Genomic DNA, 26460 nt, shown 5'->3' with positions numbered 1-26460 from the left:
ATTATTCCGCAATTATTTATAAAAATTATCATACAAATGATCTGTATATCAAAGATGAATTGATGTGCAGATCATTTGTGTGAGTGAATTTTAAAAAAAGAATCCCAAAAGGAATTATGAACTGTACCCCGAATCATGGACACTTAAAAAAAGTCCATGACTCGGGGTTTTTGTGTATTTTTACACTCATTCCTCGTTTTAAGAGGTACCACCACACCGCCATCAAGCCAATGACAACAAATATCTCATAACAAAAGATTTTTTTAAGTTAATGGATGTGTAGCAAGACCCCATAAATAAAAAAGATAAGACCAGAGTTGGTCTTATCTATGGCATAAGGAGAAACAAATAGGATGATAACCATCACTTTTTTATCATATTACATTAACTGTTAATTTTGAATATTATAGATAAAAATAGTGACAATATCCATATTGAGAAATTTATTACTAATTTGTTTATACAGCATCAAAAGGTACACCTTTTGAAGTATGGTGAACCTTAACAAATTTAGCACTTCAAAAGGTTTAAAAACACACTTTTGAAGTGCTAAATAATCAAATATACCTTTTGAAGTGATTTTGTTATAATTTGATTAGAAACACTTTTGAAAGGATGTCTAGTTATTTTGAATACAAGAAAATTCGGATATATAAGAGTTAGTAGTAGAGATCAAAATGAAGATCGTCAGCTTGAAGCAATGAAACAACTCATCACTGACGAACGAGATATTTTTATCGATAAACAAAGCGGAAGAGATTTTAACCGTGAGCAATACCAACTCTTAAAACGCATGTTAAGAAAAGATGATATTTTATACATTCATTCCCTAGATCGTTTCGGAAGGAATAAAGAAGCTATCCTTCAGGAGTGGAAAGATATAACCCAAAATATACAAGCTCATATTGTCGTATTAGACATGCCCCTTCTAGATACAACTCAATATAAAGATAGTTTAGGGAATCTTATTACTGATTTGGTACTCCAAATCTTGTCCTGGCTTGCTGAAGAAGAACGCACGAAAATAAAAACTCGCCAACGTGAAGGCATTGAAGCTGCAAAGAAAAAGGGGAAGCATTTAGGGAGACCAAAAACCGAGATAACCCAAGAATTCATTGATTCTTATAATCAATGGAAAGAAGGTAAAATTACAGCGCTATACGCCATGAAAAGGTGCAATATGACTAGCCCTACATTTTACAGAGTGGTCAAAAGATATGAAAATAGGGAGGGATAAAAATCAGTATGATTACAAGAGAACTCCAAAATACAATACAAGGCTTTTCTTCTTATTTATTAAACAAAGGAAGAAAAACCTCTACGATCAAGCGTTATATATACGATGTGGAAAGTTTTATTCGATGGCTGCACCAATCAAAAAGGTTCACTGAAAATAATCTTTGGGAATCACTCCACAAAAAAGATTTCGAAGCCTTTTTTAATTATTTAAAAGAAGATCGTCAATACTCTGATAAAACTGTACACCGTATATATATCGTCTTAAATAGATTGTACGAATACTTAAATTTACCTAGTCCAATTGAAGGAATTATACACATAGATCCACCCAATCGAACATTACGTAGTGAAGATTTTATTTCTTCTCAAGAAGAGAAGCGCTTAAAACAAGTTATCGCTTCATTAGAAGGCCTGACAGAAAAACAACGATCAACACGCCCAATGATCTTAGAACGGAACATTTCTATCGTTACATTACTCCTTGACTATGGATTATCTTTAAAAGAGCTTGTTTCTTTACGAATGAAACACGTTCATTTCGAAAGTAATACATTATCTATTCCTGAAGACTTAAAAATAAATCGTACAATCCATTTGAAAGAAGGAGACAAATTACATTTATACGATTACTATAAAACCATTCTTGAACCTGTTCGTCCTAAATACCATAGCAATGATCCATTATTTATTGCTTTTGATTTTACACGTGGGACATATCATTGGAGCTATGAAGATGATGCACCAAAATTTTTAACTGAAATCTCAGTACAAAAAATGATTCGTTTAGAAGTGAAACGAGCTAATCTTCGAAAGGGGATTTCTGCCCAATACTTACGAAACACCTTCATTTTAAGAAAAATTCAGGAGAAAAATTCGCCTGAGCAAATCATGCAGCAAATAGGCTTTAAATCTTACTTGTCCTTAAAAAGATATTATGATTACTATAAACGTTCCATAGTGAATACAGAACTAAATCCATCAATTAATATATAATTTTTACACATCTACGGAATTTTAATGAATTAAATGAAAACAGAGGATTAACAATGAAAAAATGAGCAATCATATTATATTCACGAATACACCTTACGAGATGAAACTACTAAATCTATCAAAATTTGACCCTGGCGTTCACAAACAGAAGAAATGAAAGTCCTAGGTATAAAAGGCAGTGACATCTTTCAAATTCAAATGATAAAAATCGAACCAAACAAAAAGTAGCATATCGCTATATCCCTTAACTAAACAAACATTAGAATATATTAAGTAAAACTTATGCTGGAGGACTACATAATGAATGAATCAGTTCGGTTTGTAATGATTAATCTAAAGAATTCAGAATCAGATTTCGATTTCGAAGGTTATACAAATAGTCTATTAGAACAAGCTAAAATCAATTTGAAGGCAAGTGATTTAAAAATTCATTCCAATGATGCTAGAACTAGCGAATGCTCAATAGCCATAAATAGTAATACTTTTGATATTTCTTTTACCTATGTTAAATTGAATGCAACTTCACAGTTAAAAGTGGATATTTCAGGTGAAGATTACACCCATTTAGATCCGAATCTACATCATTTAAAAACCCAATTAAAAGATTTAATGCTAGCTGATTGGGAACAATGCCTTTGGCTACAAGATATACAAGCCGAAAAATATTCTGATTCATTATACAAGGATGTTCATACAGTAGAAAACGCATTAAGAAGGCTAATTAATACCATTTTATTTTATAAATTAGGTGGAAAATGGTGGGAAAAATATATGCCTACCAATCTTGTTGAACGATATACAGACAGAGATGAACAATATAAAAATCGGGCAGTTAGTTTCAAAAATACACACACAGGTTTAATGTCTATAGATACCGCAGATTTAATACAGATTTTGAGCTTTAAAACATATAAAGTAAAAGAATTGAATTTATTTAGCTCTCCAAACACTAACGAGCCAGATATCCAAAAATTCCAATATATTATGAGTGATATATTAAGCGGGCAAAAAATAGATAGGCATAAAGATAATTTAACAAAAATTTTACAAGATTTATTGGAAGTAGATAGGGACTTTTGGAAAGATTTCTTCGCACCATGGTTTTCTTGTGACTTAAGGGAATTTAAAGGCAAGTGGACTGCATTTTGCAACGATAGAAATCACGTTGCTCATAATAAATTAATAGATATAAAGTTATTTCAAAAATACAAGAAACTCATGAAAGAGTTACTAGAATTAATTGAAGAAGCTGATAAAAAATTCAATAATCATTTGCATTCAGAAATGGATCAATATCTTGCAGATTTAGAAGCACAAGCAGAACTAGATAACATGCAAATATTAAGGGAATCTGAATTGGAATTCCATCAAAATAGAAAAATACGTGAAGAGGCTGGAGTAGAAATCCTAGAGAAAGATGAAATTATGGAATTATTTAGAGAAAAAGTATCTGCCTCATTTGATAATATATATGAAAAATTATATTACCGCAGTGATATTGAATTAGACTTTAAAGAACCACAATTAGTAAATAGTGAAACAGCATTTGAGATTACCCATACTTACCTTGATCACATCATACGTGTAGACATAGAACCATCAATAGATAGTTCTCAAGCTGGTGTGAGTACACTCCTGTTAACATTATATAAAGATGATATTAAAGAAAACACCTTTACTATTACGTTTACAAACGGCAGTGCGTACTTTGATGACGATCAAGGTGCATATTTACCGATAAATATAGATGAGGTTGAAATTTCTGAACTCGAAGAACTTGAAACAGACATTTACACTTATGTAGAACATGATATGCCTGAAGTAGATGAAGATGAAATAGCCTCCTTTCCTTGTGAACAATGCAATAAATATACAATCAATCTATCAGAAGATAATGAATTTGACATAGGTACATGCTTATCTTGTAAACATCCTAATCATGTAGGAAGATGCATAATGTGTAGAAAAATTGTGGATTCCCCTAAAGACAATCTAGTATGTAGCGATTGCAAAACTTGGCTCAAGTAGTAGTATCACCAAAAATAAAAGCAGCAACATATCGGTATGTTGCTGCTTTTTCATTTAAAAAATGCTTTAGACTCTAATTGGGGTCCCGTCCCATCGTCATCAACTTAAGAAAAGCAAATACCCCAAAACGAAAAAATGAGCTGAATTCTTATAGATTACTGTGGGAGAGATAAAATTTTCGTGTTGGGGGTACTTTTCATTTTTAGGTTGATGACGATGTATGTTGACCCCTACAAGTTTCTTTTGTTTTACTCTTGTTGTGATTTTTGCTCTTATTGCTTTATATCCCATATTGTTCAAATAAAACTCATATAGACTGGGAAGATGGATGGGAGCATATGGTCTTTATATCCCACTTAGTTCAGATAAAACTGTAGATTTTTGGATTGTATTCCAACAATATAACTAATTTATTATCATATCGATGTTGATTTAAAGTGGTTTATACAAAATGAATAAATGGAATTTTTCAGGATTGAAAATACGATGAATCGTCCTGTCTTCTTAATTCACATAATTTTCAAAATTAAAATCTTTAATTGTTAATATTTGTTATATGATAAACTTATCAAAGCATCACCCCTATAGTTTCTATGAGGAATCTGTTAAGATAGTTTGTTTGTCCCGTGTATTCACCTTAACCTTAAAAAGAACTTGTAGTGATTACTGCAAGTTCTTTTTATATTTCTGATTAAAAATGAATACAACAGTATGTAATTCTGTGACTCATTTTCTAGTGCAATTCTGCGACTCATTTTCTAGTGCAATTCTGTGACTCATTTTCTAGTGCAATTCTGTGACTCATTTTCTAGTGCAATTCTGTGACTCATTTTCTAGTGCAATTCTGTGACTCATTTTCTAGTGCGATTCTGTAAGTACAATTTGTGACACATAACTATTGTGATTTATTAGCACGTATGGTATATTAGTTATGTTGCATTGTTTATAGAAACAATAAAAAACCCTTTCCCCGGCAAGGGAAAGAGGTGAATAAATGTAAAAGGTCGGCAAACCTTTCGCATTTAGGTTGTTCATTCAAATAATTGATTGTACTTTTCCATAAAAAGGTCGGCAAACCTTTTATAGTTACTCTTTAGAATTGGAAGAGTAATAAGTACAATTAAAAACAAAATTGTGGCAAAAATACCAAAAGATTGAAATTTTATTACTGGCCAAAAAGATGGAATTGAAAGAGATGTACCTGTATTAAAAAGTGGGCAAAGTGTATTATAGATATCCCATAAAGATTCACCTAAAAAGCCAAGTAACATACCAATTAAATTATTTCGTGTAAAAAAGTGTTTTAAAGTATTAATTATCAATTTTCATTTTCCTTTCGCATTTTTATGCTTTGATTTTTTTGCTATTACAACCTTTCTGATATGATATCTATATAAAACGGGAGAACCTGTGAACATTAAAAAGACACAAAAAGCCCATTTTAGGCTTATTTTTTTGCCATAAATTAGAAAAAATGTAATATGTAAAACCCTCTCCGAGGGACATTATACCATTTTAATAGATTAATAGCAATACTTTTTTCGCATTTTTTTATTTTTTTCATTGAATATTTACAAAATCCGAGTTGCAAGCACTCTTGAATATTTCTGTTTAAAAAAAGACTGCGGCAATAGCCATAGTCTTTTTTAGAATGATTTATGGTTTTAAAGTAAAGTTGCGTTGTGTTGATGCCTTTTGATTAATGAATCCAAAGTAAATTTTATTCGAATTTTATTTCATCTTTATCTAGTTCACTTAGCCATGCATCAGGATCTTTATAAAACCCTAAACGACCCGTTGAAGGCTCATAAGGTCTACCAAATTTCATGAGACATTTATAATTCAGCCACTCACTAATAGCTTTAATAATAATCTCTACAATCTCATTATATGGTGGAGCAGTTATTTTTGTTTCTTTATTACTATGTCCGTGACGACATAGAAACCCGGATGCCCCTTTATTATTTATATATCCAGTTAACCCTTCTAGATCAAGAAAAGATGCAAATGGATATTTCTCTGTAATTTCATCTTTCCTTTTCTTTGCCGCTCCCTTCTCATCTCCCTCACGTTTTTGAAATCCCATATCATTACTAATAATTTCATATATTTTATAAGCATTAACCAATAAATATAATTCATCTTCTAATGAAAGTGTTAAAAGTAGAACCGCTTCTCGCACTAAATTATCTTTTACAATTAATTCAGCATAATCAGTACATACAGTATTCTTAATAGGTCGTTTCTCATTTTCTATTTCAATTTCCTTCAAAACACTTTCCTCAAATGGATTATTTAGTTCTTCTAAGAAGATGGTTGAATCCTGTTTTCTCCAAGTTTCTATCATATTGTGATCGCTATGATAAAAAAAGCGTTTTCTTGAATAAATAGGAGATCCCCTTGTAAGTAAACTTAAACCATTTACTAATCTAAAAAGAGACTCTAACCTAGCACAAGCTCTTATTTCCTCATCTTTTCCAAGAACATTTAAGTGTGGTGATGTAAATTGTGGGTTTGGGAAATCCAAATCTAAACTTGCATCAAAAAAACAAAAATGTCGTCCCATACCCCAGCGACTATATCGGCTATTGTCCGGTAGCTCCAATGACCAGCGAATTGAATCCATATCATGCCCCTCCATTTTATAAGCTAACTTATTACTAATTTTAGCAATTTTGTTCTGAACAGTACATAACATACTATTTTGTCGAAAAGTAATCAGATTAATTTTCTGATTTTTCATTGCACCATTGAACCTATTTAGGTACAATTTGATTAGAAGATAAATACAATAAATGTAAGGAGTGATAGGAATTAAGGCAATTAACAACTGAATATGAATACGATTTTGAAACAGTAGTACAAATTTTAGAAGGATACTTTGAGGATTTTGTTTTAAAAAAAGAAAATGCTTAACCCTTAAATGTGCATATATGAGGAGTACACCAATGAAGGAAATCGAAAAGTACATGTTTTTGATGGAAGCCGCCTTGAAGTATAACATATCGTATGAAACTTTAAAAAGTCGTGTCAAGCCGTCTCGTGCTAATCAAAATCAATTAAGCAATATGATTGATCGAGGCATTATTCGCTATTTCGAACCACCTCGTGATCCAAATAAAAATTATCAAAGAGTACAGCGTTCTTGGTTAGTGACCGATGAGGCAATGCAAGAATGGTTTCCTAAGAAAAACTAATACAAATGAAAAAGCCCCCACCACCGCCAAGTAGAGAAGGGCTTTTCCAGGTAAACTACGATAAAAGAAAGGTTGATTCTAGATGGCAAATACCTATCTAAAAACTCCTAACAGCAAGTATATTTTAACACATTTAACGATAAAAGAAAAAATAAAACTTACTATAAAAGGTGCTTTTAAAAAGCGATATGACGCCATTTGTGAATGGTTAGGTATAGATAATTGTATTGCCTCACAAATCTGGTTCTTCGGTACATTGGGACTATCTACTTTTATGATTGTTGCTACATATTTAATCGCTGGATTTCTCTATGAATTTTAAAAAACTTTGAGGGGGAATAGATGTGATAGCACCAAAACCTAAACGTGGTGAATTCTATATTCATAGGAAAGATGGTCGAGTGTATCAAGTATTAGGATATGCAAAGATGTTTGAACAAGAAAATCAAGATCTCATTATTTTAAAGCGTATGAAAGATGGAATGACTGTCACATTAAGTGCAGATTTGTTTGTTCTATATATAAAAGCATATAAGTTTTCAAAGGATAGAGAAATACTTAGTAATTTAAAAGTTAATCTATAACATTTCAGTTTAGGAGGCTTTTTTATGGAAAAGACTATTTCAGTTCCAACAATTAAAATTGGTGACTTTGTTCAATTTCCGCATCGCAAGAATCCTTCAATCAAATTAACTGGTTATGTAGTAAATATTTTAACGAATACAATTATCGTAGATATTTCGGAAATGCTTAAAACTAAGAAATATAAAGAAATAGATACTCGCCATGTTGTAAAACATGGTCGCTATAAAAAAGTTCGTGTTCGTAAAAGACAAGTTTCATAATAGATACTTAAAATGTAGTTCCGACCACAATTCACTTTTAGGCGTTGTGGTCGGAATCTGAATAGGAGGGGACGGTTTGAAAGGAAGTATTGGATTTCTTACATTTAACCGAACGAAAGGAAAGCTTTATGTATATTTAACACAAGCACTTAGAGATAACGGAAAAAAGAAAAACATTACATTATACAAATTTGGAAGGTTAGATAATGCATTAGAAAGAATGTATGCTTGGCGAGATGACTTTGAAAACAAATTCCCTGCCGAATTATTAAATCTGGGATATGATTGGAATGACCTTCACGATTGGATACTCTCTCTTGAAACAGGCTATAGCAAAAAGGGAAGAAAACTAATTGTTGCTGAAATTAATGTGTAACAAATAGAATCACGTTATTTTATTAAAGAGGGGGCGGAATACAGATTTTCACTAAAAAATGAGGTGAATGAAGATGAGCCAAATGGAAAAACATCTACAAAAGAAAAAGAGACAAGAAAAACTGGATATGATTTATAATCATACTGTACAAGGAGAAGGCTACTTCCAGAGTCCGTCTTATAACTGGAAAAGCATTGTGATACAACACTTCAATAAGATACAACGCAAAGAGATGACCGTTGAACAACTTGTCAATTTGCTTGAAAAAGAGGGCGTCAAGTTTTCCCAACCTAAAGCATTGATTCATTATCCGGTAATAGATTGTTTGAAATATATTGCAAAAGTAAGTAAAGAAAATTTAGAGCTTTAAAAATGTTCGTTAAGACTCTACTCATATAGGTATAGAAATATAATTCGATTGGACAGAAAAAAGTCTACATAACATTGTAGACTTTTTTCTGTCCAACTAATTTACAATGTAACTTTTTTAAAGCATTTTTATATCCACAATACACATAGATTTTATATATTTAACTCTCTCATTTTCACCCATTATTCTTAATTCATTACAAGACATATCATAATAATGAATATAACCAGAGATACGATAAAACTTATTCTGTTTATGATATAAGATGTTTACTTGATTATTTGTAGCCATTGCCTCGCAAACAGTATCATTTATAGTATCTAATTGCTGTTCATCTAAAATCGGCATTGGAATATGGCTTTGTTTTTCATACAATTCATTTAATCCTTCAGATTGTTCCTTTATTGCTGAGAATGGCATCCATCGCATCATACCTCTATCCATGATGTGTATTCCCCCTTAGGCTTTATGCCCACCAATTTTATTGTTTCTTTCACGTTGCGTAGCTCCTTGGATGTAACTGATGCCTCTCATAATCGAGTTTTTACCATACCTATTCCGGATACTATCCATTGTTTTTGCTAACTTCCTTTGAGTATCTTTTCTTGAAGTGTCTTCAAACAAAGACATTTGAATTGCATCATCCCTGGTCAAATTCTTTAGTGTTATATGTATTTGCCGCACTGGATGACCCGAATGGAATCTTCTTAATAGTTGTAAAGATGCCTCATAGACATCTTCTGTTAAGCATGTCGGCTGATCTAATGTAATTGCTCGCTTAAACCCTCCACCGATGTACTTACTGTAACCTATAGCAAGTTCAACCGTCCTACAGCATTTATCCATAGATCGAAGACGAAAACACGTTTCCTCAATCTGTTCTAAAATAAGTAACTTCAACTTATTGAGACTATAACAATCCTCTAATAAGATTTGTCCTTTTGTTATGGACGTACTTTTAGGTATGTATTTATTAGCAATACGGCTTTCATCTATACCAAATGAAAAACGATGTAACTCTTCACCTTTCACCTTTCCAAATCGCTTTATTAAACGCTCTTTGGGTGTATTTGCAACATCCTGTAAGGAAAACAGTCCCATGCCATGTAATGCATCCTGGGTAGCTGATCCGATTCCACATACATCTTTGAGTGGCTTGATATTCCAGAGTTTCTTTGGAACATCTTCGTATGTCCATAATACAATCCTAGACCTGGAATGTTTACTTTCCACATCTAGAGCAACCTTTGAAAGAAATAAATTCGGCCCAATTCCGATGGATGCGGTTATACCCGTTGTATCGTATATCTCTTTTTGAATTCTTTCAGCAATTACAATAGGATCACGACCAAATAGATGCGCTGTTTGTTCCATATCAAGGAAGCACTCATCTATCGAAAAAACGTGTAGATCTTCTAATGCTACATACTTTGTATATATTTCAGTAATTTGATTAGAAATTTCAACAAACCTTCCCATAGTTGCATTTACAATAATGATGCTTGGATCTTTTGGAATTTCGTATAATCTCGTTGCTGTCGAAATGCCCAGTTTTTTCAGTTCGGGAGTGCAAGCAAGCACAATTGATCCCTTTCTATTCACGTCCCCGACGACCGCTAATTTCACTTTCAATGGATCTAAACCTCTCATAACACATGCACAACTGGCAAAAAATGCACAAAGGTCTATACAGAATATCATTCGATTCATGCACTTTGAGTAATCAAACATCATTTTATCCCCCAAAATAGAACGTTTGTTCCTATTATAAACCTATTATTTTGGATTATACAATCATTTTTTAACTAAAAATTTAGTACGTGAAATTATAACGACCGGAATTAAGAACGAAGAGGGAGGTCGAACCCTTAAGTCCTGTCTATCTCTTTACATGTTAAAATGGTAAGAGGGTCGACTTTTTAAAACTATATATTGGAGGGAGATAGAATGAACTATATTGCTCACATCCGCGAAAGTGACAAGCAAGTACAAACTGTCGGAGAGCATTTATTAGGGGTAAAAGAACTATCTGAAACCTACGGAGAAAAAATTGGGATAAAACATTTAGCCGGTTTAGCAGGCATGCTCCATGATCTAGGTAAATATTCCAATGAGTTTAGAGAGTACATATTGGAAGCAGTAAATAACCCTAATTCTCCACCTAAAAGAGGAAGTGTTGATCATTCAACTGCAGGCGGAAAATTTTTATATCAATTCTTCCATACAGAAAATGTTATTCCTTATAAAGGGATAATATCTGAAATAGTAGGAAATGCTATTATTTCTCACCATGGATACCTTCAAGATTTTTTCAATCCTAATTTAGAATCACCATATTTAAATAGAGTGCGAGATAAAGAATTGAGTGAATTTGATATGACAAAGCAATTCTTTTTTAAATATGTTATGAGCGAGACAGATTTTCATGAGTATGTTGACAAAGCCACTGTAGAACTAGAAAGTTTTTTACTTAAAGAATCCCCGGAAAATACTGAAAAACAATTAATGTTTTTAACTAAATTTATCTTTAGTACATTAATTGATGCCGATAGAACAAACACCCGATTATTTGAAGAAGAAAAAAGTGTAGAATCCGTAATAAATTCTGACGAGTTATTTGATATATATTACGAAAGGCTCATGATAAAAATCAATTCATTTAAACAACAACAGAATGCAATTACCCCCATTAACATTTTAAGAGCCGAGATGTCAGATCAGTGTGATCAATTTGCTGAGAGGCCATCAGGAATATATACGTTATCTATTCCAACTGGTGGTGGTAAAACATTAGCAAGCTTAAGATATGCACTAAAACACGCCAAGATCCATAATAAAAAACGAATGATTTATGTTGTACCTTACACAACAATTATTGAGCAAAATGCGGAAGAAGTTCGAAAAATCTTAAAAGATGAAGCAAATATTTTAGAACATCATTCAAATATAGTTGAAGAAGTGAATGATAATGATGAAAGTGAAGACGGTATTATTAACGTAAAACAAAAATTAAAGCTAGCTAGAGATAATTGGGATTCGCCCGTTATTTTTACAACCATGGTTCAGTTTCTAAATGTGTTTTACGCAAAAGGAAGTAGAAATACTAGAAGACTCCATAATTTAAGTGAGTCAATTATTATTTTTGATGAAGTACAAAAAGTTCCTATTTCATGCGTTTCATTATTTAATCAAGCATTGAATTTTTTAAAAATATATAGTCGTTCCAGCCTAGTTCTCTGTACTGCCACTCAACCCGCTTTGGACTTTGTAGAACAGAAATTAGATATAAATGCAGATGCTGAAATGATTACTAATCTCGATTATGTAATTGAATCATTTAAAAGAGTAGAAATCATTGATAAAGCAACTAATGAAACGTTTAATAATGACAAACTCACAACATTTATACATACAAAAATTGGGGAAGTACAAAATATCCTAATTATTTTAAATACAAAATCAGTTGTGAGAGATTTATATACACGATTACAAAGTCAAGAATTAAATATTCCTATTTACCACTTAAGCACAACAATGTGTGCAGCCCATCGACACAAAATTTTAGAAGAGATTAGGAAGTGCCTCAGGGATGGAAAAAAAATCATTTGCATCAGCACACAGTTAATCGAAGCTGGTGTAGATGTGAGTTTTGAGTGTGTTATTCGATCCTTATCTGGGTTAGACTCTATAGCACAAGCGGCAGGAAGGTGTAATCGTCATGGGGAAAAGGGCATACAGAATGTTTATGTGATTGATTATGAAGAGGAAAACCTAAGTCGTTTACAGGAGATTAAAATCGGAAAGAAAATTACGAAAAAAATTCTTGTGGATTTGAAGCGTAACAACAAAAGTCACGGAGGGCATATTTTATCAAGGGAAGCAATGAAAAGATATTTTAAAGAATATTATACAGAATTTGAATCTGGTTTAAATTACTTTATTCCAAAACTTAAAAAGAACATGACAGAGCTATTATCTGCACCGAGAATAGAAAATAGTTATCGGCGAGCATATATTCATAAACACGACAAAAAGGACGTTCCATTATTTATTGTAAATAGCTACCGGACAGCAGCCGAACATTTCCGCGTCATTGATGATCTAACAACTTCAGTTATTGTCCCATATGAAGATGGTAAAGATATCATCGCAGAATTAAATAGCAGTAGTTCCATTGAGAATCTAAGCCAATTATTACGAAAGGCACAACAGTATACAGTTAATTTATTCAGCTATGAAAAAGAACAATTGATTAAAAACGATGGGCTTGTATACTATTTTGATGGGAAAATTTTAGCTTTGAAGGAAAGTGCCTATAATGATGAATATGGTTTAGACATTCATAATGAGAGCGATTTTAAGACAGCTATATTTTAAAAAACCTATCTTTGTTTGAGATAGGTTTTTTATTATATAAAATACCTTTCAATTCACACTAATAATAGTGACGAATTATTATAACCTATCCAAAAACATTCATACCTTTCTCACAATATATGATTACCATTTATTGATGTTATTACAGAGGAAAGGTATCATTAAATTATCAGAAAAATCCAAGAAGGGTGGGGAGAATCTTTGAGAAATTCTATTGAGTTTGAATTATTTGGTGATTACGCTCTATTTACAGATCCCTTGATGAAAATGGGAGGAGAAAAATTCTCTTATCAAGTGCCGACTTACCAAGCTATTAAGGGCATCGTCGAATCAATATACTGGAAGCCGACTCTTCTTATGGTGGTCGATAAAATAAGAATTATGAATGCAATCAAAATGGAGTCAAAAGGTATTCGTCCGATTGAATATGGTGGCGGGAATACACTCGCAAATTACACATATTTAAAGGATGTTCGATATCAGATCAAGGCTCATTTTATCTTTAATCCTCATCGACCAGATTTAGCTTTTGACCACAACGAATTTAAGCATCATAACATCCTAAAACGTTCACTTAAAGCTGGCGGACGTAGAGACATTTTTTTAGGAACGAGAGAGTGCCAAGGATATGTGGAACCTTGTGTTTTTGGTGAAGGCAAAGGCTTTTATGATAATTATGGTGGAGATATTCATTTAGGCACAATGGTTCATGGGCTCAATTATCCAGATGAAACAGGTAGAAACGAATTAGAAGTTCGTTTATGGAATCCAGTAATGAGAGATGGAATCATTCAATTCATCCGACCGGAAGAATGTACAAAAGTCCGTAAAATAGCGAAGATGGAGCCAAAGGTTTTTGACCGTTCAAACGTTGAATCAGTTGATGAGCTTATAAAACAATTAGAAGAAGGAGGTGAATAAATGAGTTGGCTATTGAATTTGTACGAGACGTATCAATCAAATTTAGATCGAGTCGGTAAAATTGAAAAAAAATATAATGGCCAAGAATATACATTGCTGCCTATCTCTCATACCACTCAAACAGCCCATATTGAAGTTTCAATCACAGAAGACGGTGAATTTCACACGGCGGAAATCATTGATAAAAGCGATGCAAGTACATTGATTCCATGTACAGAGAATTCAGCAAACAGGGCTGGATCCAAAATAGCTCCCTATCCATTACATGATAAATTAAGTTATGTGGCAGGTGATTTTGTTACATATGGCGGAAAAATCAAAAAAGAAGAGCCTTTCTCATACTACATAAATCAATTAGAGGGATGGACAGTATCTCCATATGCTACAGCTAAGGTAAAAAGTATCTATACTTATTTAAGCAAGAGGCGACTAATAAAGGATTTAGTTGAAAAAGGAATTTTGCATGTTGATACAAAGGGAGAATTGATTGAAGCATGGGATAAAAAGGCTGAAGCATTCCTTGGTGAAAAGCCACCTATTTTTTCAGTAGTTACAGGTAACCAAGAAAGTGCTTTTGTAAGGTTTAATGTGTATTCTCCGAATAAGATGCTGACAAAGGTCTGGAAAGATCCTGAAATGTACGATTCTTTTATCAAGTTTTATAGCAACTTTTTGGGTAAAGATGATTATTGCTATGTAACAGGAAAAATAATGCCAAGTACAGACAAACATGCCAATAAAATCAGAAATGCAGGGGACAAAGCGAAATTGATTTCTGCAAATGATACAAGCGGCTTTACATTTAGAGGAAGATTTCACAAGGCTAATGATGTCGCTAATATCAGTTACGATGTGTCACAAAAAGCACATAATGCGTTGAAATGGCTCATTAACAAGCAAGGGAAAATTGTTGATCAACGTGTATTTCTTGTCTGGGGTAATGATTCGGAGGATATTCCAGATTTTGTAGAAGACAGCTACAACATTTATTCAATGGATTTAAGACTACCGAAAAAACGAGAAATTAAGTCTTATACACACGAGCAATTTGCCGATGAAGTTGCTAAGGCGATTGATGGCTATAAAAATAATTTATCGTCCAGTGCCAATGTAAATATTCTCTTGCTTGATTCAGCGACAACAGGTAGATTAGCTGTTCTTTATTACCGTAATATGGATAAAAATCTATATTTAAACAGGTTAAAGAACTGGCATTCCACTTGTGTATGGGAACATCGTTATCGTAAAAATAAAGATAATGAATTTGTTAAATTTTATGGAGCACCATCAACGAAAGATATTGCGTTTGCTGCTTATGGACCAAAAGCAAATGAGAAAATAGTCAAAGGATTAATGGAGCGTATACTACCTTGTATTATAGACGAAAAAAAAATTCCATTCGACATCGTCAGAAGTGCCATTCAGCGTGCATCAAACCCTGTATCAATGGAAAGATGGGAATGGGAAAAAACACTAAGCATTACATGTGCATTAATTAATACAATGGAGGGATATCAAATGGTATTAGATAAGGAAAATAATGATCGTGATTATCTATTCGGACGTCTTCTTGCAATTGCAGATGTTTTGGAAAGAAAGTCTTTAAATACAAGTGATCAACGTGCCACAAATGCTAGAAGATATATGAATTCCTTTTCGCAACATCCGGAAAGAACATGGAGGACGATTCAAGGGGCTTTACAACCATATCAAGCACGTTTAGGAGAGAAAGTTTGGTATTATAACAAATTAATTGATGAGGTTGGCTCAAAAATAAAAATCGGAGATTTCAATAATAAACCGCTATCTGGCAGATACTTGTTAGGCTTTTATAGTCAGCGGCATGAGTTGTATCAAAAAAAGGAAAATAATGTTTCACTAGATGAATCAGTAAATAATAGAGGGGAGAATTAAAAATGACAACTTTAAACCATAAAATCGATTTTGCAGTTGTTCTATCTGTTACCAAGGCTAATCCAAATGGAGATCCTTTGAACGGAAATCGTCCGAGGCAAAATTATGATGGCCATGGTGAAATCTCTGATGTAGCCATTAAAAGAAAGATTAGAAATCGTCTTCAGGATATGGAGGAATCTATTTTTGTTCAGTCAAATGACAGGAAGGTAGATCAGTTTAATAGCTTAAGGGAAAGAGCAGAGACGAATGTAGATTTGGTAAAAGCATTAAAATCGAAAGAAAATCCTCATGAGCAATTTGCTTCAGTCGCATGTAAGGAGTGGATTGATGTAAGGAGCTTTGGACAAGTTTTTGCATTTAAAGGAGGATCCGGAAAAGGTGTCTCTGTTGGAGTAAGAGGACCTGTTTCTATTCATACGGCAACTAGTGTTGATCCGATTGACATCACTAGTATGCAAATTACGAAAAGTGTAAATTCTGAGCCTGGAAAGGATAAAGGTTCAGATACGATGGGCATGAAGCATCGTGTCGATTTTGGAGTTTATGTTTTTTATGGAAGTATTAATACACAATTAGCAGAAAAGACAGGTTTTACTAACGAGGACGCGCTAAAGATTAAAAATGCACTTGTTACATTGTTTGAAAATGATGCGTCAGCAGCACGTCCTGAAGGAAGTATAGAAGTACATAAAGTTTGTTGGTGGGAGCATAATTCAAAACTTGGTCAGTACTCTTCTGCAAAAGTACACCGTTTACTGGATATTAAGCGGAATATTGACGAACCAAAAACAATTGATGACTATACCATCTTGGTACATGAATTAGATGGTTTAAAAGTTGCGATTATTGATGGACTGTAATGAAGAAAATAGTTATCTAATGTTATCTGGTATTCAACATTTTCAATTTTGCAAACGACAATGGGCTCTCATCCATATTGAACAGCAATGGGAAGAAAACGTTAGAACGATTGAGGGTAAGTATCTTCATCAAAAAGCTGATCAACCATTTATTAAAGAAAAACGAGGAAACAAACTCACTGTTCGTGCGATGCCTATAAAGTCAAATGAACTTAAAATTACAGGTATTTGTGATGTGGTTGAATTTATTAAAGATAATAGTGGTATTGAAATAAATGGTGCTGAAGGAAAATATATTGCTCATCCTATCGAATATAAACGCGGGAAACCAAAAATGAACGATTCGGATGTTTTACAATTAACAGCACAAGCTATATGTCTAGAAGAAATGCTGCTTTGTGAAATAAATACAGGTTATATATTCTATAATGAAATAAAACACAGAATCGAAGTACCGCTAACAGCAGATGATAAAAACAAAGTTAGGTCAATTGTCAAAGAAATGTATGATTATTATAAACGCAAGCATACACCTAAAGTAAAAACTGGATCATTTTGCAAAAATTGTTCCCTTCAAAATGTTTGCTTACCAAAATTAATGAATAAAAGATCTGTAAAAAGTTATATTGAAGGGAAGATTCATGAATGAAAAAACTTCTTAATACATTATTTATAACTCAATCAGACGTTTATTTATCATTAGATGGTGATAATATTGTTCTTCTTAAGGAGCAAAAGAAGATAGGAAGGTTGCCACTCCATAACTTAGAATCGATCGTATCTTTTGGCTATACTGGTACAAGTCCTGCACTTATGGGTTATTGTGCAGAAAAAAATATTTCATTAGTATTTTTAACAATGTATGGACAATTTCTTGCGAGAGTTATCGGAAAAAGTAAGGGAAATGTCATTCTAAGAAAGAAACAATATCGTATATCAGAAGATGAAGTCATGTCGGCTAAAATTGCGCGCAACTTTATTATTGGAAAGATTTACAATAATAAATGGATAATTGAAAGAATGACTCGAGATTACCCATTAAGAATAGATGTGGATCAATTCAAAGAAATCTCCCAACACTTATCATCTATCATTCTTGAAGTAAGAGAGTGTGAGGATTTAGAAAGATTAAGAGGGTTGGAAGGGCAGGCTGCTACAAGTTATAATAAATTATTTAATCAAATGATCCTACAACAAAAAGAAGATTTTTATTTCAATAAACGTTCTCGAAGACCTCCATTAGATAATGTGAATGCAATGCTATCATTTGCTTATACATTATTAGCAAATGATATGACATCTGCATTAGAGGGGGTTGGCTTGGATGCATATGTTGGCTTTTTACATCGAGATCGACCAGGAAGAGTATCTTTAGCTTTAGATACCATGGAAGAGCTACGAGGGGTATATGCAGATAAATTTGTCTTATCATTAATTAATAAAAGAGTCGTAAATAAAGGGGATTTTCTACAAAAAGAAAATGGATCTGTTATCATGACAGATGAAGCTAGAAAGAAATTTTTAGCAGCTTGGCAAAATAAAAAGAAAGAAAAGATGACACATCCATATCTTGGGGAAAAAATATCTTGGGGATTAGTACCACATGCACAAGCTTTGTTATTGGCTCGTTATTTACGTAATGACTTAGATGAGTATCCACCATTTTTATGGAAGTAGGTGTAACATTTGCTAGTATTAATTACGTATGATGTAAGCACTATTAGCGGTGCAGGACAAAAAAGACTGCGAAAAGTTTCAAAAGTATGTCAAAATCATGGTCAACGAGTCCAAAATTCAGTGTTTGAATGTGTTGTAGATGCAACTCAATTTGCTACTTTAAAGATGGAACTAGTTAAAATTATTGATGAAAGTGAGGATAGTCTCAGATTTTATCAGTTAGGTAACAACTATAAAAGTAAGGTCGAACATATCGGTGTAAAAGAATCAATTGATTTAGAAAGTCCTTTGATTTTTTAGGTGCGAACGTATAGCATACATAAAATCTCTAGTACATTCGCACCTAAATTTTCATAATTTATGATTAAAATTTATGATTTTCTATACAAATTTCTTTATCAAATAAAAAACTTGCATACTTTTGAACAGAATTAACGTATTTGTGTATTATTTTGAACACAAATCGCAGTCGCACCTCTTATAGGTGCGTGGATTGAAATATAGAGTTCTTGCAGTGAATACTCTTTTTCCGTCGTCGCACCTCTTATAGGTGCGTGGATTGAAATGTTTACGTGGATTACGAACCTTTTTTATAGCAACAGTCGCACCTCTTATAGGTGCGTGGATTGAAATATAAAAAAAATGATCAGAACTCATGAACATATCTGTCGCACCTCTTATAGGTGCGTGGATTGAAATTCTACAGCTTGCTCATTATTAACACTTTTGTTTAGTCGCACCTCTTATAGGTGCGTGGATTGAAATGCAGATGGAATCCTTATTCCATTTAATCCAGAACAGTCGCACCTCTTATAGGTGCGTGGATTGAAATACTAATTGATCGCTTTGTAGGTTCCACTGATAGGTCGCACCTCTTATAGGTGCGTGGATTGAAATTTCAGAGGGTAGAAGGAGAAGAAGATCCTGTTCAGTCGCACCTCTTATAGGTGCGTGGATTGAAATCAACAAGCCCATTCCTCATCGCATAAATAACCAGTCGCACCTCTTATAGGTGCGTGGATTGAAATACAAAGGCATTGTATCAACGTCATGAACTAATGAGTCGCACCTCTTATAGGTGCGTGGATTGAAATCACTAAATACTTTGTATACGTATACTCAAAAAGGTCGCACCTCTTATAGGTGCGTGGATTGAAATCCCAATGTTCTGAATCAATCCCACAAGCCTGTGGTCGCACCTCTTATAGGTGCGTGGATTGAAATTGTTCAATCTCAAAATATACAATACTTCCTAGCGTCGCACCTCTTATAGGTGCGTGGATTGAAATACTTATGAGGTTCCTACACCATCGACCTACATAAGGTCGCACCTCTTATAGGTGCGTGGATTGAAATATGGATTTTCGCACCATGTTTTGTAAGAAGACGTGTCGCACCTCTTATAGGTGCGTGGATTGAAATTTTTTCTAAATCCTCTTCTAATGCGACTGATCCGTCGCACCTCTTATAGGTGCGTGGATTGAAATACGTACTCTATCTGTTATGAAAAAAGGATTTTTTGTCGCACCTCTTATAGGTGCGTGGATTGAAATATCACTTGCCCTTGCATTTCATTACTTAAACTGTGTCGCACCTCTTATAGGTGCGTGGATTGAAATATCACTTGCCCTTGCATTTCATTACTTAAACTGTGTCGCACCTCTTATAGGTGCGTGGATTGAAATACACCAGTTATTATAATCTTTTAGTCGCTCTAGTCGCACCTCTTATAGGTGCGTGGATTGAAATTTAGATGGCAAGCCCCTCTTTAACGACCCTACTCGGTCGCACCTCTTATAGGTGCGTGGATTGAAATATTTGCAACACTGTACTTTCCAATTTCTACAGCAGTCGCACCTCTTATAGGTGCGTGGATTGAAATCAAAGTGTATCTGTAATAGGTCAAGAGTCTCTTAGTCGCACCTCTTATAGGTGCGTGGATTGAAATATAAGCTCATAAGCTTTACCGAACCAGATAACAGTCGCACCTCTTATAGGTGCGTGGATTGAAATTTTAGAAAAGCTTTCCCAAAAGATACACATTAAGTCGCACCTCTTATAGGTGCGTGGATTGAAATAACTTTATCTTGGATAGTTACAGATTTTGTAGCAGTCGCACCTCTTATAGGTGCGTGGATTGAAATTTATACTCTCCTTCGTACCAATACCAAGCCTTTTGTCGCACCTCTTATAGGTGCGTGGATTGAAATATTAAAGATGGCCTGCGCAAATCCTGCATAAAAGTCGCACCTCTTATAGGTGCGTGGATTGAAATTGGAGAAAAACAAAATTACTCAACAAGAATTAGGTCGCACCTCTTATAGGTGCGTGAATTGAAATAATAACCACCACTGCAAGTTGAAAAAGTTATCTATGTCGCACCTCTTATAGGTGCGTGAATTGCAATAAGGTAAAATGAATCATATTTCGACTTTCACTTTCCTCTTTTTATCCTTTACTTTTATGCAAAAGCGATATAAAAAGAAGCTTAACCCCTTATGTATCAATGGATAGAAGCTTCTTTTTTTTGCAAGAATATCCTTTGCAACAAGATGCAATTATATTTCAGCGTATTCGCATCTTGTAGCTATTAGTATGTATGCTATATTCCACAAAATAATTACAAAAAATCTCTTATTCTCCTTATCTATTTCTATTCTATGCACCTTAAAGAAGACGTATGCACCATTCGAGGTGAACGTGTATAAATTAAATTGAAAGTGTCCAAAATAAAAGTTAAATAGGGTAGAAGAAAGGAAGACACTTTCATGAAGGGAAATAAAAGAAATCGTACAAAATTGGGGAAATGGTTAGACCATAACGGCATAGAACAACAAGAATTAGAACAAGAAACTGGTGTTAGTCGTAATACAATTTCAAGGTTATGTAACAATAAATCACACACACCAAGTTTACCAGTTATTCAAAAAATCTTTCGAGCAATTAAAAAAGTGGACAGAAGTGCCAAAATAACTGACTTTTGGGACATGTAAAAAGCACAAGGAGGATAACTCACCTTGTGCTTTTTACTTTCTTTACTTTCATAACACTTCTTTTAACAAAAATGTACGAACGTATACATTATATTTAATCCCATAACTCTCTAGTTTCTTTTCACGATAATCTGATATGGTAAAGAATAAAACGTTAGGTATGATGTCCCTTTGTTTTTTATATATCTTTGCGATCAAACCATAATATTGTATCTTTTCTTCATTTACCTTCATGTGTTGCAACCTATCAACCTCAACAAAATACGGCACTTGATCTACTACATAATAAGCATCTGGCACAATAGTTTTTTCTCCATTTTGGTATCTAAATTGTATTACTTGCTCTGTTTTCCAATCGGGAAAACCAAGCCACATCCAAGCTTCATTTCTTAAAAGAATATGTTCAAGTTGGTGTTTCTTTTTGCGTTCCTCTGGATTTAATCCTAAAAGAGCAAGACCTTTCTTATTGAGATAATATACATACTCCCGATTATGCGAAGTGACGTGACAATATTGACGAAGATCCTTCAGAACACGATTTGCGTTCCTTATACTACCTAGACTATGGATAGCCTGTAATTGCCTTCTAGAGGCAAATTCTAACCTATTTAAACTTGATAAAATCTCTATCTGTCTGGCTTTCTGTTTGAGCTTCTGGTGCCTCATGATGTTTAATCACCTCGTATTCTCGTAAAAGCTGTCTCATCATTTCATCAGAAAGGTACGGTACTTGCAGCTCATGAATCCGATCAGTTTTGAATAATGCTCTCCCTGGCAAAGAGGGTAAATCCTCCAATCCCGGCTCATCTAAAACAACTTGTGAAGCTACTGTAGTTGGTAAACGAAACCCTAACTTTGCATCACTCATTTGTTTTACAACGGAAGGTACTGACGTTACAGTTGGATATTGAGTAGCCAATATTAAGCGTACACCTAATGCTCCACCAATTCTTGAGATGTGACTGAGCATATACTGACACTCTTCAAGCATTCTATTCACGTTTTTAGGTAGCCCTTTAGCTGGTGCCAAAACAGCCCCTTCATCCACAATTACAAAAAAACGATCTTTTTCTTTTGTTTGGACAATATTCTTCATTCTGTTTTCCTTCATAAATTTGCCTCTCTGATGCATCAATGCCATAACCTTAACTAATACTTCATGCGCCTTCTCAGGGCTATCAGCGACTTCTATAACTTGCTTTAAATCCTGGTATTCGGTAAATTCTAATCCTTCTTCTTTAAGGTCGATAATAAAAAAATGAGTATGATTTGGATTTGACTTGATAAGGGTAGTGACGAGTACTTTCAGAAACACTGTTTTTCCCATTCGTGTTAAACCACCCATAAGTAAATGAGGTGTTTGATCGAAATCATGATATAAAGTTTTATCTAACGTTTTTCCAATTGCAACCTTCCAAGTACCAGGACGTATTAGATCTTCAGACCACTCCCATATCTTTGGGATATCCTCTTCAAATACCTGAACATAAAGAAAAGGGGACTCATAATGAATTTTGACAGGTTTATTTAATCCTTCAGCAATAACTTCATCTAATTTCTTAATAAGTTGTGAGGGGATACCCAATGGCAGCTCGTAAATATACATCATACTTGCGGCCCTTTCTTCTTGTCTTTTGAACCTGGGGTACTCTAACTTATTTTTTTCTTTCACACAAATATTTGCGATTTCAAAAAACCTTGCAATCTTTTTTTTATCACTTTGTTTGTAGTTTTTATGAAGAATTGCAGTAGTGAACATAACAGCAGGAATTGTTAAAAGTTCTAACATATTTCTATACCTCCTTATATGGAGGTAGTTGAGGAAAAGTGGAAGTAAAACAATGTTTGACCAATATACATAACAGTAACGATCCTTAACTACCAGATAGATGTCTAACCTAGAAATACATCTAGCATATCAAGTAGTAGGTACCAAACACTCCCAATAACCAAGCATTTCAGACCAGCACATAGCACCCAATCTGGAAGATGAAGTCCTTTCTTTTTTAATAATTTAATTCCTAAAACTGAGACACCAGTAACACCATAAACAACCCCTAATTCTCCAATAATGGTCATTTTATCTCCATCCTTTCGGCTTGATAGACAAATTCCCTTGGTTATCTTTGTACAATTGATAATGATCGAGCAATTCATTCCAAGTTAATGGATGTTCGTCATCACTTAGGTATTCCTCAATTTTACGACTTAGATAATAGTAGCCACGATACTGTGAATCTAGATATACATTGTGCCTTTGCATATGCTCTTGTATAGCGCAAATATTTTCTTCGTTTTTCGTGTTTTTATACATTTGATTCAATGTTCGAGATGAATATAGATAAGGTGTACTATACAGCATTTGATATTGACTCATATGTCCTCACCATCCATATAGATTTCTAGATACACTAAATACATATGATGCTGATTCATTTTTTGAATTTGTACCTAAAAAAAGGACGGGGTTGTTAAAAGAACATTACAGGATATTTCTTAATTTATTTACAAATGAAATAGAAAACATATTCTTAATAATCCTTATTTCTGAAATCTGTTTATGGTAAAATTTTCATTAACAAATATATATAAGTATAGGTGATAAAAGTGAAAGTAGAATGGGTTCGCATCAAAAATTTCCGGTCAATTAAGGATACTGGAAAACTATATATAGATTCAAACCTTACTGTTTTAGCGGGACAAAATGAAAGTGGAAAGAGCAATATTTTAAGAGCATTAGAAGCTTTCTCTTCAAATAAATTTTCATCTAAAAACTACCCAGAAGGTATAGACAAGAATATAAATAGCCCAACTGTAGAGGTCTGTTTTAAGGTGAATCTAAGTACATTAAAACCATACTTAAGGAAGAAAAATGATTATTATAAAGCTAAAGGTGACATTTCATTTACTTATATAGTAAAAAAGGATTTAGCAAGAAATAAACAAATTACCTATGGAACAATCCAAAATGTTTTTTTGAATTTGATACCTTTAGGAATACTAAAAGATTTGATTAATAACTTAACTCAGGATACAGAGAAGTACAATTTTCCAAGAAGCATGGTAAATGAATTATACAGAAAGGTCCAAATACTTTTAGATGGAACAGCGAGTGAAGAGCTTCTTATAGTTTTAGAAGACATTGCTAATAAGTTAGTAGTGCTTTTAAATATAGAACACGAACTAGGTGAGGAACGTCTTGAATTTTATATTCCTGAAAGGGAAGAAAGACTGATTCCTAATGATATAATTGAACCAGCAGTTCAAGTTTTGCAGACAATTGATTTAATAGTAAGGGAATATCATGAACTTGAAAAAAAGCTTTCTATTCCTAAATTTATCATGATGGATTCATTTGAAAAACTTTTACCGGATTCTATAAGAATGCTAAATGGTGATGAAGAGGATATATGGTTTAGATATGTGTATACCGCACTGGAGCTAAATGGAAAAACTAATCTCTTTGAAATCCCTAATCGAGATTTAAGAAGAAGAATTGAAAGATTTTCAAATGAAATTACAACATTGTTTCAACGTGTATATACACAAAGTTCAATTCAATTAGAGTTAGATATAGGTATGCAAAATGTCTTAAATTTATATATATATGATCCCGATAGTGATATCGATTTTTTTCCTAGTCAACGAAGTAAAGGTTTCCAATGGTTTTTGTCTTTCTTTTTCGCTATTAACGCAGTCAAAGAAGAACAAAATATTATTTTAATAGATGAGCCAGGACCTTACTTACATCCAAAAGCACAAAAAGATGTGTTAAAAGCATTGGAGATCATAACAGAATCAAATCAAATTATTTTTACTACACATAGTCCATACTTAATTGATCCAAACAGTTTAGAAAGGATTCGCTTGGTAATTAGAGGAGAAGATAATCATACAACTATTGAAAATCGAATACATGCGCCAACTGTAGCTAATCAAGACGTGTATACTCCAATTATCACCGCGATTGGCTTAGATTTATCAGGGAGCTTTGGTACTTTCGGCGAGTATAACACCATAGTTGAAGGGATTTCTGATTACTATTATTTAGAGTGCATGAAAAAGCATATAACCAATATTGATGAATTTGGAGAAATGAGGTTCATTCCAAGTATAGGAGCTTCACAAATTGATAAACTGGCTTCTTTACTAATAGGCTGGGGAGTTCAATTTAAAGTCTTACTAGATAATGATAAAGCAGGGGAAACCGAAAGAAAAGAACTAGAGCAGAAATTATTTCTATCCGAAGAACAAATAGTCTTTGTAAGTGACGAACCAGGCTTTGCTATTGAAGACTTGTTTTCAAAAGAAGACTTTTTACAACATGTAAGACCAGATTTGAAAATATCCGAAAGAGATGAGCAATTAAAAAACTCTAACTTGTTAAGAGGGAATAGTAAAGCACTAATAGCAAAGATGTTTAAAGAGAAAGCACAAAAAGAAAAAGATTTAAAATTCACTCCACAAACAATCGATAATTTCACTAAATTATTCCACAAATTATATGGTGTGAATCATATAAAAGTTGAAGTCATGGAAAATGTATAGTTGTAGTTTAAAAATAAAGTTACAGTGTTTATAAGAGTCCGTATGCTAAAGTTCGACAATAATCTTCAATTCTCTGAAACTGTGCTATAATGGCTTAGTAACCGAAAAGTTAGGGTGCA

26 protein-coding genes and 1 CRISPR repeat array are annotated in these 26460 nt (G+C 33.4%); of the genes, 18 read left to right on the top strand and 8 right to left on the bottom strand.

All coding sequences use genetic code 11. The annotated features are described in order from the left end of the window. Positions 1 to 628: 628 nt before the first annotated feature. The 3 genes from MHH45_RS27160 to MHH45_RS27150 all read left to right on the top strand — a co-directional run bounded on the left by MHH45_RS27160 (position 629) and on the right by MHH45_RS27150 (position 4260). Positions 629 to 1237 carry a recombinase family protein gene (locus MHH45_RS27160; protein ID WP_088094552.1) on the top strand — a complete coding sequence of 203 codons (609 nt, stop codon included), beginning with the start codon at positions 629 to 631 and terminating at the stop codon, positions 1235 to 1237. An 8-nt stretch (positions 1238 to 1245) separates the two neighbouring features. Next, positions 1246 to 2232: a tyrosine-type recombinase/integrase gene (locus tag MHH45_RS27155; protein ID WP_088094553.1), complete on the top strand. Its 987-nt coding sequence runs from the start codon at positions 1246 to 1248 to the stop codon at positions 2230 to 2232. Positions 2233 to 2532: 300 nt separating this feature from the next. Further along, complete coding sequence (locus tag MHH45_RS27150) at positions 2533 to 4260, top strand: hypothetical protein (protein WP_088094554.1); 1728 nt, start codon at positions 2533 to 2535, stop codon at positions 4258 to 4260. 1031 nt (positions 4261 to 5291) lie between these two features. Here MHH45_RS27150 and MHH45_RS27145 read toward each other — a convergent pair. Both MHH45_RS27145 and MHH45_RS27140 read right to left on the bottom strand, forming a co-directional pair. Further along, on the bottom strand, positions 5292 to 5582 hold the full coding sequence (locus tag MHH45_RS27145) for a hypothetical protein (protein ID WP_088094555.1): 291 nt from the start codon (positions 5580 to 5582) through the stop codon (positions 5292 to 5294). 398 nt (positions 5583 to 5980) lie between these two features. After that, entirely contained in the window at positions 5981 to 7003 is a 1023-nt protein-coding gene (locus MHH45_RS27140) for a hypothetical protein (RefSeq protein ID WP_140386105.1), read from the bottom strand. Positions 7004 to 7208: 205 nt separating this feature from the next. On the opposite strand from MHH45_RS27140, the gene MHH45_RS27135 reads away from it, so the two are divergent. The 6 genes from MHH45_RS27135 (at position 7209) to MHH45_RS27110 (ending at position 9048) form a co-directional block, all read left to right on the top strand. Next, on the top strand, positions 7209 to 7457 hold the full coding sequence (locus tag MHH45_RS27135) for a hypothetical protein (protein ID WP_088094557.1): 249 nt from the start codon (positions 7209 to 7211) through the stop codon (positions 7455 to 7457). An 82-nt stretch (positions 7458 to 7539) separates the two neighbouring features. After that, positions 7540 to 7779: a hypothetical protein gene (locus MHH45_RS27130; RefSeq protein WP_088094558.1), complete on the top strand. Its 240-nt coding sequence runs from the start codon at positions 7540 to 7542 to the stop codon at positions 7777 to 7779. 22 nt (positions 7780 to 7801) lie between these two features. Beyond that, positions 7802 to 8041, top strand: coding sequence for a hypothetical protein (locus MHH45_RS27125; protein WP_088094559.1), 240 nt, complete (start codon positions 7802 to 7804; stop codon positions 8039 to 8041). Positions 8042 to 8065: 24 nt separating this feature from the next. Continuing rightward, positions 8066 to 8302 carry a DUF2187 family protein gene (locus tag MHH45_RS27120; protein ID WP_006096940.1) on the top strand — a complete coding sequence of 79 codons (237 nt, stop codon included), beginning with the start codon at positions 8066 to 8068 and terminating at the stop codon, positions 8300 to 8302. Positions 8303 to 8378: 76 nt separating this feature from the next. After that, entirely contained in the window at positions 8379 to 8678 is a 300-nt protein-coding gene (locus MHH45_RS27115) for a hypothetical protein (protein WP_088094560.1), read from the top strand. Between the two features lie 73 nt (positions 8679 to 8751). Further along, on the top strand, positions 8752 to 9048 hold the full coding sequence (locus tag MHH45_RS27110; RefSeq protein WP_170927972.1) for a hypothetical protein: 297 nt from the start codon (positions 8752 to 8754) through the stop codon (positions 9046 to 9048). 117 nt (positions 9049 to 9165) lie between these two features. Here MHH45_RS27110 and MHH45_RS27105 read toward each other — a convergent pair whose 3' ends face one another. Together MHH45_RS27105 and MHH45_RS27100 are read right to left on the bottom strand one after the other, a co-directional pair. After that, positions 9166 to 9495, bottom strand: coding sequence for a YolD-like family protein (locus tag MHH45_RS27105; RefSeq protein WP_170927973.1), 330 nt, complete (start codon positions 9493 to 9495; stop codon positions 9166 to 9168). A 12-nt stretch (positions 9496 to 9507) separates the two neighbouring features. Next, positions 9508 to 10749: a Y-family DNA polymerase gene (locus tag MHH45_RS27100; protein ID WP_445290631.1), complete on the bottom strand. Its 1242-nt coding sequence runs from the start codon at positions 10747 to 10749 to the stop codon at positions 9508 to 9510. 246 nt (positions 10750 to 10995) lie between these two features. Between MHH45_RS27100 and MHH45_RS27095 the strand changes: the two genes are divergently transcribed. The 8 genes from MHH45_RS27095 (at position 10996) to MHH45_RS27060 (ending at position 21793) form a co-directional block, all read left to right on the top strand. Continuing rightward, entirely contained in the window at positions 10996 to 13425 is a 2430-nt protein-coding gene (locus MHH45_RS27095; protein WP_088094562.1) for a CRISPR-associated helicase/endonuclease Cas3, read from the top strand. A gap of 201 nt (positions 13426 to 13626) precedes the next feature. After that, positions 13627 to 14346: a type I-C CRISPR-associated protein Cas5c gene (gene cas5c / locus MHH45_RS27090; RefSeq protein WP_033799356.1), complete on the top strand. Its 720-nt coding sequence runs from the start codon at positions 13627 to 13629 to the stop codon at positions 14344 to 14346. Further along, positions 14347 to 16260: a type I-C CRISPR-associated protein Cas8c/Csd1 gene (gene cas8c, locus MHH45_RS27085; RefSeq protein WP_088094563.1), complete on the top strand. Its 1914-nt coding sequence runs from the start codon at positions 14347 to 14349 to the stop codon at positions 16258 to 16260. 2 nt (positions 16261 to 16262) lie between these two features. Next, positions 16263 to 17123 (top strand): type I-C CRISPR-associated protein Cas7/Csd2, encoded by an 861-nt coding sequence (gene cas7c / locus MHH45_RS27080; protein ID WP_088094564.1) that lies wholly within the window; start codon positions 16263 to 16265, stop codon positions 17121 to 17123. Then, a complete protein-coding gene (cas4, locus tag MHH45_RS27075; protein WP_088094565.1) occupies positions 17113 to 17772 on the top strand; it encodes a CRISPR-associated protein Cas4 in 660 nt (219 codons plus the stop codon). The genes cas7c and cas4 overlap by 11 nt, the downstream gene beginning before the upstream one ends. Further along, positions 17769 to 18800: a type I-C CRISPR-associated endonuclease Cas1c gene (gene cas1c / locus MHH45_RS27070; RefSeq protein WP_088094566.1), complete on the top strand. Its 1032-nt coding sequence runs from the start codon at positions 17769 to 17771 to the stop codon at positions 18798 to 18800. The genes cas4 and cas1c overlap by 4 nt, the downstream gene beginning before the upstream one ends. A 9-nt stretch (positions 18801 to 18809) precedes the next feature. Continuing rightward, complete coding sequence (cas2, locus tag MHH45_RS27065; RefSeq protein ID WP_088094567.1) at positions 18810 to 19100, top strand: CRISPR-associated endonuclease Cas2; 291 nt, start codon at positions 18810 to 18812, stop codon at positions 19098 to 19100. 168 nt (positions 19101 to 19268) lie between these two features. Then, a CRISPR array of direct repeats spans positions 19269 to 21207; the repeat unit is 32 nt; unit sequence GTCGCACCTCTTATAGGTGCGTGGATTGAAAT. A 361-nt stretch (positions 21208 to 21568) separates the two neighbouring features. Continuing rightward, the gene (locus MHH45_RS27060; RefSeq protein ID WP_088094568.1) at positions 21569 to 21793 is read left to right on the top strand and encodes a helix-turn-helix domain-containing protein; all 225 of its coding nucleotides are present in this window, start codon (positions 21569 to 21571) and stop codon (positions 21791 to 21793) included. 48 nt (positions 21794 to 21841) lie between these two features. Here MHH45_RS27060 and MHH45_RS27055 read toward each other — a convergent pair whose 3' ends face one another. The 4 genes from MHH45_RS27055 to MHH45_RS27040 form a co-directional block, all read right to left on the bottom strand. Beyond that, positions 21842 to 22459 (bottom strand): replication-relaxation family protein, encoded by a 618-nt coding sequence (locus MHH45_RS27055; RefSeq protein ID WP_088094569.1) that lies wholly within the window; start codon positions 22457 to 22459, stop codon positions 21842 to 21844. Further along, positions 22398 to 23582 carry an FtsK/SpoIIIE domain-containing protein gene (locus MHH45_RS27050; RefSeq protein ID WP_088094570.1) on the bottom strand — a complete coding sequence of 395 codons (1185 nt, stop codon included), beginning with the start codon at positions 23580 to 23582 and terminating at the stop codon, positions 22398 to 22400. The genes MHH45_RS27055 and MHH45_RS27050 overlap by 62 nt, the downstream gene beginning before the upstream one ends. A gap of 104 nt (positions 23583 to 23686) precedes the next feature. Continuing rightward, positions 23687 to 23872, bottom strand: a complete 186-nt coding sequence (locus MHH45_RS27045; protein WP_088094571.1) for a hypothetical protein — start codon at positions 23870 to 23872, stop codon at positions 23687 to 23689. A gap of 1 nt (position 23873) precedes the next feature. Continuing rightward, positions 23874 to 24170, bottom strand: coding sequence for a hypothetical protein (locus MHH45_RS27040; RefSeq protein ID WP_088094572.1), 297 nt, complete (start codon positions 24168 to 24170; stop codon positions 23874 to 23876). A 230-nt stretch (positions 24171 to 24400) separates the two neighbouring features. On the opposite strand from MHH45_RS27040, the gene MHH45_RS27035 reads away from it, so the two are divergent. Continuing rightward, on the top strand, positions 24401 to 26341 hold the full coding sequence (locus MHH45_RS27035; RefSeq protein WP_088094573.1) for an AAA family ATPase: 1941 nt from the start codon (positions 24401 to 24403) through the stop codon (positions 26339 to 26341). Positions 26342 to 26460 lie beyond the last annotated feature (119 nt).

The organism is Bacillus sp. FSL K6-0042 (assembly GCF_038006685.1).
In the GTDB taxonomy this organism is placed as follows: Bacteria; Bacillota; Bacilli; order Bacillales; family Bacillaceae_G; genus Bacillus_A; species Bacillus_A pseudomycoides.
This window is presented reverse-complemented; position numbering and strand designations above follow the sequence as displayed.